The organism is Synechococcus sp. CS-205 (genome assembly GCF_025128255.1).
Classification (GTDB): Bacteria; Cyanobacteriota; Cyanobacteriia; order PCC-6307; family Cyanobiaceae; genus Regnicoccus_A.
In genome coordinates, this window is sequence record NZ_JAHLZB010000053.1 from 1 (window position 1) to 14,306 (window position 14,306).

The window sequence follows — 14,306 nt, forward strand, 5'->3', positions numbered from 1 at the left end:
GCCGCAACCCGGAGCGCTACAGCCCACGCCACCTGCGCACCCTGCAGCGGCGCCTGCGCGGTTACCGGCTGCAATGGATCGAGAACGAGATGGCCGCTCTGGCGGTGGCCGGGCCTCCAAGCCTGCAGGAAGGTGAAAGCGTGCAGAAGCCAGTGTTACCAGGCGTCAATTGAAATGGGTAACAAGTTGTTGATGCAAAGCGCCCGCCTACGTAGTTGACACCGGGCAGCGACTGCTCAATGAGCAGGTGATGGGCAGGTTCCTGGAAAAGCTGATGGCCTCGCCGGAGGTGAAACCGCTGCTCAGCGATGAGCACTTCTCCGTGGATGGGACCCTGCTGCAGGCTTGGGCCTCCCATGCCTCGCTGGAGCGAATCGACGGACAGGACGACCCGCCGCCTCCGCCATCAGGACCCGGCGAGGGTTTCGGGGCGCCCAAGGAGGGCAAGAAGCGTGCCAAGGGTGATTTCCGCGGTATCAAGCTCAGCAACAAGACCCACCGCTCCGGCACGGATCCCGACGCGTTGCTGGCCCGCAAGTCCAAGGTCCATCCAGCCCAAACAAGCTATCGGGGGCATGTGCTCATGGACAACCGCCATGCGCTGATCGTGGACTGCCGCGTCACCCAGGCGGTGGGCACCGGGGAGCGTGATGCCGCCAGGGCCATGGCGGCGGATCGTCCCGGTGCCCATCAGAAGACCATCGGTGCCGACAAGAACTACGACACCAGGGGATTCGTGGCCGAGATGCGCCGCATCGGCGTCACACCTCACGTGGCTCAGAACACTGCTCGCTCTGGTGGCTCCGCCATCGATGGCCGCACCACCCGCCACCAGGGCTACGCCAAGTCGGTCAACGCCCGCCGCGGGATTGAGAAGGTGTTTGGCTGGATCAAGCAGTGGGGAGGCCTGCGCCAGTTCAAGCTGCGCGGTACTGACAAGGTGAGTGCAGTGTTTGGTCTGCACGTGATCGCCTACAACCTGATCCGGCTGGGCAACCTGCTCAAGCCGGCGATGGCGGCGGCATGAACAGCCGCTTGCCCAGATGTGTGGCCAGGCGGCAGCGATCAGAGAGCGCCAACGGGGCAGATCGCATGAAATCTGGCGTTCTGAGCCGCTGAAACAGTGAAAACGATCCCGATCGGGGCGTGATCAGCTCTCGGGAGGGAAAAAGCGGATGGTCAGGTGGTTTTTCCGCAAACTCTTAGGGAGGCGCCCCGAAGCGGCTGGGTTGCTGGTACAACCAGCGCACCGTGGCCCGGTCACGGGCGCTGAGGGTCAGCACCGGCCGGGGGCCAGGCACCGCAGCCATGGCATCGGCATCCTGATCACTGTGGCCCCAGAGCCCGATGGCGTGGCCCAGCTCGTGCAGCGCCGTGGCCTGCAGGGCTTCCTGGCGCTGATCGGGGCTGAGCAGCACCACCACCCGAGGCTCCAGGCGCCACTGCCCCTGCCGCTGAACCTCCACCAGTTCCAGCTGGGCCCTCCCATGGCTGGCCCGGCGGCGGCGACCCTGGGCATCCAGCAGCGGTGGACGGCGCCGCTCGATCAGGATCTGGGCCCGGCTGGAATCGCTCACCTGCACCAAGGTCAGTTCCGAGCCCCAGCTGGCCAGGGCGGCCTCGACCGCCTGCTTCCAGCGACGCTCGAAGCGTGATCCAGGACCCTCTTCCCCCAGGGGCTCCACCCATACGCACCAGCGATCAAGCCGCGGCCAGCCCAGAGGAGTGGTCTCCAGCCGGTGGCGGTAGTCGGGGCCACCGTCGGCCAGGACAGGGGCCTGCTGCTGGGCTGAACTGCCTTCATGGGCGGCCGCGGCAGCGGGGGAGACCGTGGCGGGTCGGCTGGCGCTGGCGGCCGGGCAGGGCTCCTGGTCCTCTGGAATGGCCTGGGCTGGGCCGGCAATCACCAGGGCCAGAAGGGCCAGGCAGGGCAGGGCGCGCACCTCAATCTCAGCCAGGAAGCCCCACACCGCGGGCCATCAGTGTGGCCAGCAGGGGGATGGTGGCAAAGCCCACCAGTTCGATGTTCAGGATCCAGCCGAGGCGGCTGGCGAGGGCCTGGCTCACCTTGGGGAGCTCCCCCTTGCGCAGCGGGATGGCCCAGAGGATGTAGGTGACCGTGGGATACAGCGAGAGAGCTCCCACGGACAGGTAGACCCCCACCTTCCACCAGAAAAGAGGATTTTCCGTGTAGAAGCTGCTGCCCTGGCCGTAGTGCAGCACCCGCAGGATGCCGCTCAGCAGCACCAGGAGAGCCGCAAGGCCATAGACGATGTCGGTGATCACCATGGTGATCGCCACCGACCGTTCCGGATCCGGGCGAATCAGGCGGCGTTCCAGCACCAGGGCCCCGAAACAGACCATGAAGCTGAGGTAGTGGACATAGGCCACCGCAGCACTGGGAAGCACACCGGTGGGCAGGACCAGGGCGGCAGGCAGATGAACCAGGGCTGTCATGGCCGGGGTCAAACTTGAACGGCCCATGACCGTAGCGAGGCAGGGGCGGCGTCGAGCCGAAGCGCCCCCGGCGTGAGCCAATCGAAATGAATTCCAAAAACCGAAGCAAGTTGGAAGTTGGAAACCTTTCCGGTGTTTTTGGGATACGTGAAATTTCGCCTTAAATTCAACAAAGCTTCGAGGCAGATCATGGTCAGTTCGCTGAGTGCCTTTCTCGGAGAGATCGGACGTCACCAACTACTCACCCCATCCCAGGAGCTCACCCTCGGCCGCAAGGTTCAGGCGATGATCGCCCTCAACGAGCGCTGCTCCCAGGCCGGCGGCAGTGGAGAAGCCTGCGACTACAGCGATGTGGAGCGCCGCACCATCCGCACCGGTGAACGGGCCAAGGATCAGATGATCACGGCGAATCTGCGCCTGGTGGTGAACCTGGCCAAGCGCTACCAGGGCAAGGGCCTTGACCTGCTCGACCTGATTCAGGAAGGAACCCTTGGTCTGGTGCGGGCCGTCGAGAAGTACGACCCGACCCGTGGTCATCGTTTCAGTACTTATGCTTACTGGTGGATCCGTCAGGGCCTCAATCGGGCTCTGTCTACCCAGAGCCGCACGATCCGCATTCCGGTGAATGTGAATGAAAAGCTCACAAAACTTCGTGCCGCCAAAGCACGGTTGCTGCAGGCCAATGGCCTCTCCGCGTCCCCGAAGGAGCTGGCCACGAGCATGAATCTTCCGCTCACCGATGTGGAAGATCTCCTGGCCTGCGAGCTGCGCAGTGTCACGGTCAGCCTGCAGGGGGTGGTCAAGTCCAAGTCGGATCCCACTGAGCTGGTCGACGTCCTCCCCAGCAACGAGATGCCCCCCCTGGAGAGAGCCGAGCTGGCCGAGCGCAGTGCATCCGTGTGGCGGTTGCTCGATGTCTCGAACCTCACCCCCCGTGAGCGCGCTGTGGTGATGCTCCGCTTCGGACTCGACGGCAGCCACGAATGGCGCACGCTCGCCGAGGTGGCCAGGCAGCTGGGCTGCAGCCGCGAATACTGCCGTCAGGTGGTGCAGCGAGCCTTGCGCAAATTACGCAAGGCCGGTGTCCAGAGCGGTCTCGTGGAAGCCGGCTAGGGAGAGATCACCGCCCGAAGCCGGCTAGGGAGAGATCACCGCCCGAAGCCGGCCTGAAACCGTCCTTGTGCTCTCCATCAAGGTTGAGGATGATGCCAGGGTTCGTTGCTCCCCGAGCGAGCCATGGCTCCAATCGACGCCGGTTTTTCTGACCCCTCCGGAGGTTCCTCCTATGGCGGGGAGTCCAGCGCTGGGGATCAGTCCACCGTGGAAGCGGAGGTGCTGGAAAGCACCGTTGTCGATGAAGGGGTTCTGCAACGCCTGCTGCGCAGGGCGGGTCGTGCCATTGCTCTGCCGGCCCTGGAATGCCTGGAACTGCTGCTGGATGGCAACACTCCTACCCAGGTGAGGCTCACCATGCTCGCTGCCCTCACCTATCTGTTGCTTCCGCTCGATCTCATCCCAGATTTCATTCCCGCGGCCGGTTTCAGCGATGATCTGGTGGCGCTTACGGCCCTCCTGGGGCTGACGGGCCGTCACCTCACTCCTGACATCCGGGCCCGGGCACGCCGCAAACTGGATCGCTGGTTCCCCCCCGGCCGTTGATGCCTGACCACAGCAGCGATGCCCGGGCCCTTGCGGGCATCGCCTCCCTCAACACCGCTCAGCTGGAGGATCTGCAGAGCTTCCTCAAGGACTGGTTGCGCCACCGGGGACGGACGCAGGCAGATCTGCGCCGCGCTCTGCGCGCCGAGTCGATCCGGATGCCTGTTCTGCTCGAGACCCTCCAGGACCTTCACGCTCAGGCAGGTCTCACTGCCTTGGCTGCACGGCTCTGCGGCATCGATGAGCTGTGGCAACGGGAAGAGGGAGGGCCCGGCAGCTCGAACGAGGCAGGGGAGGATCCCTTCAGCCAGTTGGATCTGCTGCTGGAGGAGATCAGGCAGGATCAGCGGATCTAGCCTCCAGAAGGCAGAGTGGGCTCAGCCACGTCATTGATATCTCCATGGCGCCAACGCCCCAAAAGCCTCTGACGAGTCCAGCATCCCGCCTGCAGTCCTTTGTTCCCGTGGCCGCAACGGCCCTGGTACTCCTCTCCACTGCGCCCACGGCTCTGAGGGCCCAGAGCCTCCGCTACAACCTCGGGCCGGGCAGCAACGTGGGTGTTCCCACCCAGGTGGAGCCCACCGACTGCGTCACCGATCCCACCGATGGGGCGGTCACCTGCGACACCAAGCTCAAGAACCCTCCGGGTGATACCCCTGCACGACCCAGATTCGAGCCGTTCAACAACTGATGAGCAGGTTGTCCGGCCTTTTCGACGACGAGACGTTCCTGGCCCTCGTCGATCGCTTCGAGCGTCAACTGGCCAAGGCGCTCTCGGCTCTGCTCTGCGTGGTGCTGATCGCCGCCTCGGCCCAGCTGTTCCTTCGGGTCTGGCAGGAATTTTTCAACCCCAGCACCGGCTGGCTCGGGAACGATCTCATGGGGATCCTCGGGGATGTGCTCACCGTGCTGATCGCCCTTGAGGTGCTTCAGAACGTCACGGCCTACCTGAGACACCATGTGGTGCAGATCGAGCTGGTGCTGCTCACGGCCCTCACTGCCGTGGCGCGGAAGGTGATCGTGCTTCAGCCGGGGGCGGAGGACAAACCTCTCCTGCTGGTCGGACTGGGGGTCACGGTGGTGAGCCTGTCGGCGGGCTACTGGCTGGTGCGCTCTTCCACCCTGATGGGGAAGGTGTCCAGAAGAGGGCGAACCAAAGTGTTCCGGGAGCCGGATCTGTAGCCACCACCCTGTGGCGGCGCCGGGGGGCGATCAGGAGGCTGTCTCCGGCCACCAAATCACGGGCTTCATCCTCATCCTCGAACTGCAACCTGGCACTGCCACGAAGCAGCAGGATCCATTCGGATTCCAGCTGGTCGTACCACTGGCCGGCTCTGGTGCTGTGGATGCAGGAGTGAATGCGCTCCAGGCGCAGGCCTGAGTCGTCCAGCAGAACATCCACCCGCTCCTCGCCCGACGGGGGGCAAGGGCTCTCGAGCAGGTTTCCCAACCCATCCCTGCGCTCGGAGCCGGCGGCAGGTTCACCCCAGCGCCTGCCGATTTCATAGCCCTGCGCCCGGGCCAGGGTCACCACCTCGTGGTGGCTGGAGCACGCCCTCAGGGCCTGGCGCAATGCAGGCCGGGCCTCGCTGAGGGCGATGAAGGCATTGAGCTGGAGCACTTTCTCCAGAAAGACCTGCAGCTGCTCCTCGGCCATGGCTGCGCGGTCAGTCGGGGGGCAGGTCCTTGACCATACGGAAACGGCGGAAGGGCACTGACCCGATCGTGAGCTCCTCGGTCCAGTCCACCGACCAGCCCTCCCGCTCGAACAGAGGACGGGAGAGGAAGCTGGCTTCTGTGCGTAATTGTCGGCTGCCAAACCCCCGCGCCAGTGATTCCAGGGCCCGCAGCAGCGCGGTGGCCCGGCCCTGGCGACTGGCCCGTCCGCGGCAGTAGAGCAGCGAGATGCGATCGGCGGGCTCCAGCACGGCGAAGGCCTCGATCACGGCACCGGCGCCGGAGCAGCTGGCCAGGCCAACCCCCCGCTCCAGGATGGTCTCGAACGGGGAGCTTTCGAGCACCACATCCGCCCAGGCCTTCACCTGCTCGGGCGTGTAGAGCAGCGGCGCCTGGCTGAGCACGGCGTCGCGATAGACCTCGCGCACCGGCTCGAGGTCATGAGGGGTGAGGGGTCGCAGGCTGTGCATCGGCTCGCCCCGGGCTGGATGCTGGGAGGGTATCGGGGCAGCCCAACGTTTTGAGACAACTTTCTGGCGGGCCATGGGCAGAGCCCAGGCCCCCAGGCGAGCGCTGCATACCGTGGAATCAGGTTCAGTGCCTGCACGTGCCCCCACGGGGCGCGCCAGGGATCGCCATGGCCGACTCACGACCGCTCAGCATCGGTGAACTGGAGGCTGGCTTCTCGGCCTACTGCCAGGCCCTGCGCCGCCTCGTGGCCGATGGACGCACTCTGGAGAGCATCGAGCGCACCCTCTGCTGGCACAACCTGAACGCGCTGCACAGTTCCCTGCCCCAGCGCTACCGATCTCCCCAGGATCTCTACCGCCGCTACGTGCGTGCCCTTGCAGCCGAACAACCGCCAGACTGAGCCTCCCGAAACGGACCGAGCCCGGATGTCCGCGATTCCCACCTCAGCTTGGTCCCCCAAGGCCTGGAGCCGGCTGCTGGGGTTCCTGGCGCTGCTGGCCCTGGTGCTGCTGATCTGGTGGCCGCGGCCCGTGTGGGGTGAATCCCTGGCGACCGCAGGCGGTCCTTCGGGGGAGAGCCTGTTCGCGAACCATTGCGCCGGATGCCACGTCAACGGCGGAAACATTCTTCGCCGCAGCAAGACCCTCAGGCTCAGAGCCCTGGAGCGCAACGGCATCACAGGCCCCGAGGCCATCGCCGCCATCGCGGCCGGCGGACTTGGACAGATGTCCGGCTACGGAGAGGCTCTGGGGCAGGGCGGGCCTGAGGCGGTGGCGGACTGGGTGTGGCAGCAGGCCCAGCAGAACTGGGTGGCGTCGGCAGAACCTGCCACCTGAGTTCAGAGCCCAGCACATGGGACTCGAAAGGCCAAAGAGGACCTCAGAAAGCCTGAATCCAGGGGTAGACCTCCACGCTGGTCCAGATCCCCTGGCGCCAGTAGACATCACCCCTCACCAGGGCCTCCACCTGCTCCTGGCTCTCGGCTTCATAGAGGCCAAACACCCTGGTGGTGCAGGCGGTGGGCCCCAGGGTGAGCAGCGTCCCCTCCTCCTTCTGCCGGCGCAGCCCGGCCAGGTGCTCCTCCCGGTAGGCCCCGCGACGCTCCAGCACGTCGGCGCTGTAGCTGCCCCAGAGGACGAACTTGGCCATCGGATGCCTCTGGGCAGTGGTTCTGGTCGGAAGGTTAAGGGTGGTGGCCTTTCACCATCCATGTGAGGCCCAACCGCGACCTGGTGTGCATCCAAAAACAATGCCAACTAAATGGTGACTGACTGTCAAGCTACTGAAATATACCGTTACGTTTTCTGAGGTTCCAGGCAGGCCCACGGCTGCCGCCACAGTGCAATCCAGACGCCCGAAACTCCCGCACGCCCAGGCCTGAACCATCCAAGACCACCCCTGCTTGCCATGAACCTTCACCAAGGACAGATGGTCCGGGTCGCCAGCAACCCCGACCACACCTACCAGGTGCTCAACATCGACCCTGACGCCAGCACCTGCTGGGTGCGTCGCTGGCCCCTCTCGCGCCATGGCTCACCGCCCTTTGCCCTGCCGCTCAACCAGCTCACGAGCCTCGAGCGTCCCGGCGGCTGACGCCGCACACCCATTGGATGTTGAACCACAGGAGACATTGTTTTGATACCGATTCGCTTCCTGATCTGCTCCCGCCTGCTGGGGGGCACCACCCGCCTGCTCCTGCTCGGTGCTCTCACGGCCACCCTGGGTGAGCTTCTGGTGCACACAGGTCTTTGATGGCGGGGCTGTACAAGTTCAGAAGGGCCTGAATCAGGAGATGAACCTGGCCGACGCGCCACTCGATCAGCCGCTGGAGCTGCTCAACCTCCCTGCCAGCTCCAGCCTGGAGGCTCGTCTGCGGGCCATGGGCGTCAAGCGTGGCTGCCGCCTGGTGCTGATGCGCCGGGGCCGGCCAGGAGGCCTTCTGCACCTGCGCATGGGGCTGCTCGATTTCATGCTGCGCCGTCAGGATGCCGCCCAGATGGAAGCCGTGCTGCTCAGCCCAGACCGAGCACCAGACCCCCCTGGTAGAGGAGAAACGCCATCAGCCAGGCCAGGCTGAACGACCACACCAGCGAGAGCGCCACAAATCGGCCACTTCGGCTTTCCCTCAGCTGCACAGCGACCGTGGAGAGGCAGGGGGTATAGAGCAGCGTGAACATCATGAAGCTGAGGGCCTGAAGCGGACGGATGGCCCCCACGACGGCCATGGCCAGTTCACTCTCGCGGGTGGCGTAGATCACGGCCATGGCCCCCAGCAGGATTTCCTTGGCGATGAAGCCGAAGATCAGCGAAATCGTCAGCTCGGGGTTCATGCCGATCGGCCCCAGGAATGGTTGCACCAACCGCCCGATCTGGCCGGCCAGCGACTGGCCGGAAAGGTTGTCCACACCAGGGGGAAGGTTGTTGAGCAGCCAGATGCTGATCACCCCGAGGATGATGAAGCGGCGGGTGGTGAAGAAGAACGTCACCATTTCCCGCCAGCCGCGGCTGAACACCGTGCCGAGGCTGGGAAACCGGTAGGGAGGCAACTCCAGCACGAATCCGCCCTGGCTGGGAAACACCCGTTTGAACAGCAGGGCGGTGAGAACCGCGGCCGCGAAGCTGACCACGTAGAACCCGAAGATCACCAGCCCGGCCGCCCACCAGGGCCTTGGGAAGAAGGCGCCGGCCATGAACACGAACACCGCCAGCCTGGCCTGGCAGAGTGAAAAGGGGATCATTAGCATCGCCAGCCAGCGCTGGGGCCTCTCGCGAATCACCCGGGTGCCCATGATCGCGGGCACGTTGCAGCCGAAGCCCATGATCTGCAGCACGAAGCTGCGGCCGTCGAGGCCCAGCCAGTGCATCACCCCATCCATCAGAAAAGCCGAGCGCGCCAGATAGCCCGAATCTTCGATCAGGGCGATCATCAGGTAAAAAAGAAAAATGATCGGCATGAAGCTGATCACCGTGGTGGCGCCCATCCACAGCCCATCGCTGATCAGCCGGCTGAGGAACTCAGGCAGGTCCAGGCTCTGCAGGGCCGGTTGGAGCAGTCGGGCCTGCAGTCCATCGAACAGGGCCCCCAGCCAGACCTGGATCGGTCCGCCCACGGCATAGATCAGCTGGAACACCACCAGCATCACCACGAAAAAGCTGAGCAGCCCTAGCAGCGGATGCAGCAAGACCCGATCGAGGCGGTCCCGTAGGGGATCCGCGTGGAGTTTGTCGTGCCCCTGGATGCAGCCAGCCACCAGCCGGGCCTGGCGCTCCTCCAGCTCCTTGTCAGGCAGCAGGCGGGTCGGAGCTGGGTGCAGCTCCGCGAAGCCGTGGATGTGCTCCAGCAGTGCATCGAGGCCCTGGCCCTGGCGGGCGCTGAGCACCAGCACCGGCAGCCCCAGGGCCTCCGCCAGCCGCTGGTGGTCGATCCGCACCCCGAAGCGCTTGGCTTCATCGCCCATGTTCAGCGCCAGGATCATGGGCAGCCCGGTGGCTTCCAGCTCCAGAGCCAGCCTCAGCTGGGTGTCGCTGCGGCTGGCATTGAGCACGACCACGGCCAGATCCGGACGGGTCACGCTGAGAAAGCGGCGCACGATCGCTTCATCCTCACTGCTGCCGTGAAGGTCGTGGATGCCGGGCAGGTCGATCAGCTCATAGGGCCTGCCGGACGCGTCGGGGGGCAGGGAACCGCGAAGCAGCTCCACCGTGAGTCCAGGCCAGTTCGCCACACGGGCGTGGCCGCCGGTGAGCCTGTTGTAAAGCGTCGACTTGCCGGTGTTGGGCAGTCCCAGCAAGGCCACCTGCACCGCAGCGGCGGCGGTCATGGCTGGGGCTCACCCCCCGCGGCAGGCTCCCGGCGGAACACCAGCAGCCGGTTGTTGGCGGGCATGGGCAGGTCGTCGATGGCCTGCAGCCCGCAGCTGGCGGCCAGGTCGGTGATCTCCAGGACATCACGCACCCCCATGGCGGGATCAAGGCTGCGCAGGTGCTGATCGAAAGCGGCGTTGCTGGGACTGGTGTGACGGCCGCCGTCGTGGAATGGACCGTAGAGCAGCAGCAGGCCTGCGCCCTTCAGCACCTGGGCGCTGCCCTCCAGCAACCTCGGCACAGCGCTCCAGGGCATGATGTGGGCCGTGTTGGCGCTGAACACCGCGTCGAAGGGTCCTTCAGGCCAGAGTGGCTGGAGCACATCGAGCTCGACAGGCGGAAGCAGCCAGCCCAGGCTGCCTTTGGCCTGGCCCTCGAGCTGGCAGCGGCGATGCAGATCTCCCAGGTTGATGGCCCGGTCGCTGGGCTGCCACACCACCCGCAGATGGCGACTCATGTGCACGGCGTGCTGGCCAGTGCCGGAGCCCACCTCAAGCACCCGGCCGTCTTCCTCCAGCCACTGACGCAGGGCCATCAGGATCGGTTCCTTGTTGCGTTCGCAGGCCTCCGAGAAGGGCAGGGCGACGCGGGAGTCCTCAGGGGCCATGGTCGGCCTCAGGCGTCGAGGGCCCGGCGCAGCCCGGCGATGAATCCAGCGGCCGCCTGGGCTGGATCCATTCCTTCCCGGTGAGCCACCGCCATCACCTTGACGAGGGCGCTGCCCACGATCGCTCCATCGGCCCCCCAGTCGCGCACCTGGCGGGCCTGATCGGGCCCGGAGATCCCGAAACCCACCGCCACCGGCCTCGGCCCCAGGCCCTTGAGCTGCTGCACCAGATCGCCCACCCGGGATTCCAGGCTGGTGCGGACGCCGGTGACCCCGGTGACGCTCACCAGATAGGTGAAGCCACGGCTGGCCTCAGCGATGCGCGCCATCCGCTCGGCGGGGGTGGTGGGGGCCACCAGCAGCACCAGATCGAGGCCGTGGCTGGCGGCGATGGGCGAGAGGCGCTCCGCCTCCTCCAGGGGAAGATCGGGCACCACCAGGCCAGCGGCGCCGGCGGCGGCGGCCTCACGGCAGAAGGTTTCGAGCCCACGGTTGAGCAGCGGGTTGGTGTAGGTGAAGAGCACCACCGGCAACGTCAGCTCTCCCCGGAGGCCGGCAAGCATCTCCAGAACGGCGGTTGGGGTGGTGCCGGCGGCGAGGGACCGGCTGGCGGCGGCCTGGATCACGGGCCCATCCGCCAGGGGATCGCTGTAGGGAATGCCGAGTTCGATCAGATCGCTTCCCTCGGCCTCCAGAGCCAGCAGAGTGGCGCGGGTGGTGGCCAGATCGGGATCCCCCGCCATCAGGAAGGGCATCAGGGCGCAGCGGCCGCGCTCCCGCAGGCCAGCGAAACGCCGCTGGATCGGGGTGCTGGCGAGGGTTCCGGGAGCGGCGCTCATCGTGGCCGAGGGGGCTGAGGCGGGCATGCTCCGAGCCTATGGGGTCAGGCAGCGGCGTCGTCCTTCCACTGGCCGATCTCCCGCAGCAGCTTCTCCTGCTCCCCAGGGCTGAGGGCATCGAATTCCTTCTGCAGTTCCTCGGTGGTGAGGGCATCGAAGGCGGCGCGGTAGCGGCGACGCTGTTCCATGAAACTCATTTTTCCGGTCACCACCCGCAGCAGGTAGGTGCCGGTCCAGCCCATCACCACGAGGATCAGCAGGGCCTCGGCGGCGATGCCGGCTGAGAACCCCTCGAACCCCGCCGCCTTGAAGCCCGCATACCCCACTCCGCCGGCGAGAAAGACTCCCAGCCCGATCAGCAGTGCCTGACCCCGGTTCATTCCCCCTGACCCGCCATTCGCAGATTGAGGAAGGGGGCAAACAGGATCAGACCGGGAAAGAACAGAAACACGAGCCCGTAGATGCCCGTGCGCTCGATCTTGCCCATCACGGTCCAGCGCTTGTGCATCCAGGCGTAGAGGGCCAGGGGAACCACCACCAGGTAGGCACCCCCGATCGCCAGGTAGGCGCCCAGCACCAGAAGGGTTTCAGAAGAGATCGACCCCAGGGGCGTGGACATGGAGCTCAGCAACCCAGGCAGCAGCATGTCCACGGAAGCAAGGTGACGCAAATCTAGGATCCCTGGGTCGGGGGCATGGCGGAATTGGTAGACGCAGCGGACTTAAAATCCGCAGACGGCGACGTTGTGGGGGTTCAAGTCCCCCTGCCCCCATCGCCGCAGCGGCCATCGGGCCGCCTGGCCGTTGTGCTGGGAGCCCTGGCGGCCCTGGCGCTGATCACCCCTACCGGCAGTCAGGCTCCCGGGGCTATGAGCTCCGCCGACCAACGTCTGGCCGTTGAACTCTCCCGTCGCTATGACGCTCTGAAAAGGCGCCATCTCGCCGAGGTGCCTGAGATCAGCGTCAGCCAGTGGCTGGGCCGCCCCAGGGGCCAAAGCGCTGTGCTCGTGGACGTACGCGAGCCGCGGGAGCAACGGGTGTCGATGCTGCCGGGGGCCATCTCCCTGCAGGAATTCGAGCGCACCAGGGAGCGCTACCGGGGAGCGCTCGTGGTGCCTTACTGCACGATCGGGCTGCGCAGCGGTCTTGTCGCGCGCCAGCTGCAGGAGCAAGGCTTCCGGGTCCGCAACCTGGCAGGCAGCGCCCTGGCCTGGGCCCATGCCGGTCTGCCCTTCGCCTCAGGCGGCCGCCCCAGCAATCGTCTGCACGTCTACGGGGCGGGTTGGAACCTGCTTCCCAGCGGCTACACCGGAGTGCTCTGAACTGCCGGGCTCAAGGGGCCTGTTTGGCGGGGGGTTTGGCAGCAGGTTCTGCGGGAGGTTTGGCTGGAGCCGGAGCTGGCGTTTTGGGTTGGAGAGTGGGGGTGGTGACCTTCGGCTTGCTCGTGCTGGCCGCTCCCGGCTGGACGGGTGCCTTGCTGGCCGCGTTGGGCTGAGGCCTGGCATTGGCACAGAGATTGGCCACCATCTGGTCTTCACCGCCCGTGGCCGCCGACTCAGCCACGCTCAAGGGCAGTCGCCAGGACTGCCAGTCGGCATCGGCGACACGGCGGCTGATCCTCAAACTGGGGCAGTAGACCGCCACATTGCCCATGATCGGAGGTTCACCGCACTGGAAACTGGTGGTTCGAACCCCTTTCTCGCTCAGTCGCCAGGAAGTCCAGTCGTACTGGCAGGAGCCGAAGCTGCGCCAGCGGGGAGCCTTGAGCTTGCGGATCTTCTCCAGCAGTTCCTTCTCCTTGCCCGTTGGGGGCTCGGCGGCCGGTTGGTCCGCCGCCGGTTGGGGGACAGCCGACTGCCCCGACACCCGGCTGGGGCTGAAGACCAGCAGACCCAGCAACGCCGGCAGAACAATCCCTGCCCATCGCCTGGGCCGTGCGGATCGCCGCATTGAGGCTTGCGTGGGCATTCTGTTGGGCGCTCCGAGGTGCATCAGGATGGCCTGAGGTCAGGGGACATCAGCCTGCAGCAGGGCTGACGGCCTGACAAGTGCTCAGCAGGAGGAAGTTATTTCGAATTCTTATTCTGGAGGTGTTCTCGCCGCAGCAGGGTAAAGAGATAGTCGGGCGCCTTGTACATACCCGGAAGGCAATTGTGCAATGTTTCCAGGCGGCTCCAGCACACAGTTCGCTGGATCTCCTGGGAGGTTCTTTCCTCCTTGATCAACATTTTCATGGCTTTGCAGTAGAGGTGATAGTTCGCCTCAAGCTCGCCGACCGTCAGAGAGGCAGCTTCAGTCATGGCCATGGAGAAGGGTTATGGAGGGAAGTGGATCGAATGATTTCCGGTCTGGACGCTGGGACGATCAGAATGTCCGTCAGCCAAGGTCGATCCGGCATTCAGCGGCTTTCGGATACTCAGAAGCCTAAACCTCCATTGGCAAAGGGCTCTTGTCTCTGCCGGCCGCGTGACCGTCAGGGCGCGATCCGGGGCCTCCAAGGCCGTGGCCGGCACAAGGGCTTGGCGGTGGATGAACCCATGAACTTGAAAGATAATGTCATCGCAGTGAGCCGAAATCAGGCCCACTTCTAAGGAGGGCTTGCTGAGAAACCTAGAACTATTGCAGGGCAGTTGATTCCAGCGATAATCTCGGGTTAGGATTGGGTGCAATCAGCCATTTCTGGCTTAGAAGAACTCCCTGGCTCGACAATGTACGTCTTTCAGAGTGCTGGCC

General features: G+C 65.4%; 22 protein-coding genes, 1 tRNA gene and 1 pseudogene. 12 read left to right on the forward strand and 12 right to left on the reverse strand.

Annotated features, from left to right (window positions below):
- Positions 1-226: 226 nt before the first annotated feature.
- Positions 227-1,027, forward strand: a pseudogene (locus tag KQ297_RS12600) (transposase); the annotation flags it as partial.
- A gap of 175 nt (positions 1,028-1,202) precedes the next feature.
- Here the strand turns inward: KQ297_RS12600 and KQ297_RS12605 are convergent.
- Together KQ297_RS12605 and KQ297_RS12610 are read right to left on the reverse strand one after the other, a co-directional pair.
- Positions 1,203-1,970 carry a matrixin family metalloprotease gene (locus tag KQ297_RS12605; protein ID WP_259739726.1) on the reverse strand — a complete coding sequence of 256 codons (768 nt, stop codon included), beginning with the start codon at positions 1,968-1,970 and terminating at the stop codon, positions 1,203-1,205.
- Positions 1,951-2,457, reverse strand: a complete 507-nt coding sequence (locus tag KQ297_RS12610; protein ID WP_259739727.1) for a DUF2214 family protein — start codon at positions 2,455-2,457, stop codon at positions 1,951-1,953. The genes KQ297_RS12605 and KQ297_RS12610 overlap by 20 nt, the downstream gene beginning before the upstream one ends.
- 189 nt (positions 2,458-2,646) lie before the next feature.
- On the opposite strand from KQ297_RS12610, the gene KQ297_RS12615 reads away from it, so the two are divergent.
- From KQ297_RS12615 to KQ297_RS12635, 5 genes are all read left to right on the forward strand, one after another.
- A complete protein-coding gene (locus KQ297_RS12615; protein WP_185465288.1) occupies positions 2,647-3,570 on the forward strand; it encodes a sigma-70 family RNA polymerase sigma factor in 924 nt (307 codons plus the stop codon).
- 123 nt (positions 3,571-3,693) lie between these two features.
- Positions 3,694-4,116 (forward strand): DUF1232 domain-containing protein, encoded by a 423-nt coding sequence (locus tag KQ297_RS12620; protein WP_259739728.1) that lies wholly within the window; start codon positions 3,694-3,696, stop codon positions 4,114-4,116.
- On the forward strand, positions 4,116-4,472 hold the full coding sequence (locus KQ297_RS12625; RefSeq protein WP_259739729.1) for a hypothetical protein: 357 nt from the start codon (positions 4,116-4,118) through the stop codon (positions 4,470-4,472). The genes KQ297_RS12620 and KQ297_RS12625 overlap by 1 nt, the downstream gene beginning before the upstream one ends.
- 107 nt (positions 4,473-4,579) lie before the next feature.
- A complete protein-coding gene (locus KQ297_RS12630; RefSeq protein WP_259739730.1) occupies positions 4,580-4,807 on the forward strand; it encodes a hypothetical protein in 228 nt (75 codons plus the stop codon).
- Positions 4,807-5,298: a phosphate-starvation-inducible PsiE family protein gene (locus tag KQ297_RS12635; RefSeq protein ID WP_185465285.1), complete on the forward strand. Its 492-nt coding sequence runs from the start codon at positions 4,807-4,809 to the stop codon at positions 5,296-5,298. Before KQ297_RS12630 ends, KQ297_RS12635 begins: the two co-directional genes overlap by 1 nt.
- Here the strand turns inward: KQ297_RS12635 and KQ297_RS12640 are convergent.
- The gene (locus KQ297_RS12640) at positions 5,189-5,773 is read right to left on the reverse strand and encodes a Nif11 domain/cupin domain-containing protein (RefSeq protein WP_259739731.1); all 585 of its coding nucleotides are present in this window, start codon (positions 5,771-5,773) and stop codon (positions 5,189-5,191) included. The two genes, KQ297_RS12635 and KQ297_RS12640, sit on opposite strands and share 110 nt — an antisense overlap.
- 10 nt (positions 5,774-5,783) lie before the next feature.
- Entirely contained in the window at positions 5,784-6,263 is a 480-nt protein-coding gene (locus KQ297_RS12645; RefSeq protein WP_185465283.1) for a GNAT family N-acetyltransferase, read from the reverse strand.
- Between the two features lie 167 nt (positions 6,264-6,430).
- On the opposite strand from KQ297_RS12645, the gene KQ297_RS12650 reads away from it, so the two are divergent.
- Together KQ297_RS12650 and KQ297_RS12655 are read left to right on the forward strand one after the other, a co-directional pair.
- Positions 6,431-6,664, forward strand: coding sequence for a DUF3136 domain-containing protein (locus KQ297_RS12650; RefSeq protein ID WP_259739732.1), 234 nt, complete (start codon positions 6,431-6,433; stop codon positions 6,662-6,664).
- 25 nt (positions 6,665-6,689) lie between these two features.
- Positions 6,690-7,100, forward strand: a complete 411-nt coding sequence (locus KQ297_RS12655) for a c-type cytochrome (RefSeq protein WP_259739733.1) — start codon at positions 6,690-6,692, stop codon at positions 7,098-7,100.
- Between the two features lie 43 nt (positions 7,101-7,143).
- Here KQ297_RS12655 and KQ297_RS12660 read toward each other — a convergent pair whose 3' ends face one another.
- The gene (locus KQ297_RS12660; protein WP_259739734.1) at positions 7,144-7,413 is read right to left on the reverse strand and encodes a YciI family protein; all 270 of its coding nucleotides are present in this window, start codon (positions 7,411-7,413) and stop codon (positions 7,144-7,146) included.
- A 279-nt stretch (positions 7,414-7,692) separates the two neighbouring features.
- Here KQ297_RS12660 and KQ297_RS12665 point away from each other — a divergent pair, with 279 nt between their 5' ends.
- The gene (locus KQ297_RS12665; protein ID WP_259739735.1) at positions 7,693-7,857 is read left to right on the forward strand and encodes a hypothetical protein; all 165 of its coding nucleotides are present in this window, start codon (positions 7,693-7,695) and stop codon (positions 7,855-7,857) included.
- A 199-nt stretch (positions 7,858-8,056) separates the two neighbouring features.
- Positions 8,057-8,341 (forward strand): ferrous iron transport protein A, encoded by a 285-nt coding sequence (locus KQ297_RS12670; RefSeq protein ID WP_259739736.1) that lies wholly within the window; start codon positions 8,057-8,059, stop codon positions 8,339-8,341.
- Here the strand turns inward: KQ297_RS12670 and feoB are convergent.
- From feoB to KQ297_RS12700, 5 genes are read right to left on the reverse strand one after another with little or no spacing between them, the layout of a single operon-like run.
- Positions 8,277-10,085, reverse strand: a complete 1,809-nt coding sequence (gene feoB, locus KQ297_RS12760; protein WP_311134006.1) for a ferrous iron transport protein B — start codon at positions 10,083-10,085, stop codon at positions 8,277-8,279. The genes KQ297_RS12670 and feoB overlap by 65 nt on opposite strands.
- Positions 10,082-10,735: a class I SAM-dependent methyltransferase gene (locus tag KQ297_RS12685; RefSeq protein ID WP_259739737.1), complete on the reverse strand. Its 654-nt coding sequence runs from the start codon at positions 10,733-10,735 to the stop codon at positions 10,082-10,084. The genes feoB and KQ297_RS12685 overlap by 4 nt, the downstream gene beginning before the upstream one ends.
- An 8-nt stretch (positions 10,736-10,743) precedes the next feature.
- Positions 10,744-11,574 carry a tryptophan synthase subunit alpha gene (gene trpA, locus KQ297_RS12690; RefSeq protein WP_259739738.1) on the reverse strand — a complete coding sequence of 277 codons (831 nt, stop codon included), beginning with the start codon at positions 11,572-11,574 and terminating at the stop codon, positions 10,744-10,746.
- A gap of 44 nt (positions 11,575-11,618) precedes the next feature.
- Positions 11,619-11,954: a DUF3007 family protein gene (locus KQ297_RS12695; RefSeq protein WP_185465274.1), complete on the reverse strand. Its 336-nt coding sequence runs from the start codon at positions 11,952-11,954 to the stop codon at positions 11,619-11,621.
- Complete coding sequence (locus KQ297_RS12700) at positions 11,951-12,193, reverse strand: NAD(P)H-quinone oxidoreductase subunit L (RefSeq protein ID WP_185465273.1); 243 nt, start codon at positions 12,191-12,193, stop codon at positions 11,951-11,953. The genes KQ297_RS12695 and KQ297_RS12700 overlap by 4 nt, the downstream gene beginning before the upstream one ends.
- 69 nt (positions 12,194-12,262) lie before the next feature.
- Here KQ297_RS12700 and KQ297_RS12705 point away from each other — a divergent pair.
- Together KQ297_RS12705 and KQ297_RS12710 are read left to right on the forward strand one after the other, a co-directional pair.
- A tRNA-Leu gene (locus tag KQ297_RS12705) sits at positions 12,263-12,346 on the forward strand.
- The gene (locus KQ297_RS12710) at positions 12,320-12,895 is read left to right on the forward strand and encodes a rhodanese-like domain-containing protein (RefSeq protein WP_259739739.1); all 576 of its coding nucleotides are present in this window, start codon (positions 12,320-12,322) and stop codon (positions 12,893-12,895) included. Before KQ297_RS12705 ends, KQ297_RS12710 begins: the two co-directional genes overlap by 27 nt.
- 10 nt (positions 12,896-12,905) lie before the next feature.
- Here the strand turns inward: KQ297_RS12710 and KQ297_RS12715 are convergent, their stop codons facing one another.
- On the reverse strand, positions 12,906-13,472 hold the full coding sequence (locus KQ297_RS12715; protein ID WP_259739740.1) for a hypothetical protein: 567 nt from the start codon (positions 13,470-13,472) through the stop codon (positions 12,906-12,908).
- A 167-nt stretch (positions 13,473-13,639) separates the two neighbouring features.
- Positions 13,640-13,879 carry a DUF3136 domain-containing protein gene (locus tag KQ297_RS12720; protein ID WP_185465270.1) on the reverse strand — a complete coding sequence of 80 codons (240 nt, stop codon included), beginning with the start codon at positions 13,877-13,879 and terminating at the stop codon, positions 13,640-13,642.
- Positions 13,880-14,306 lie beyond the last annotated feature (427 nt).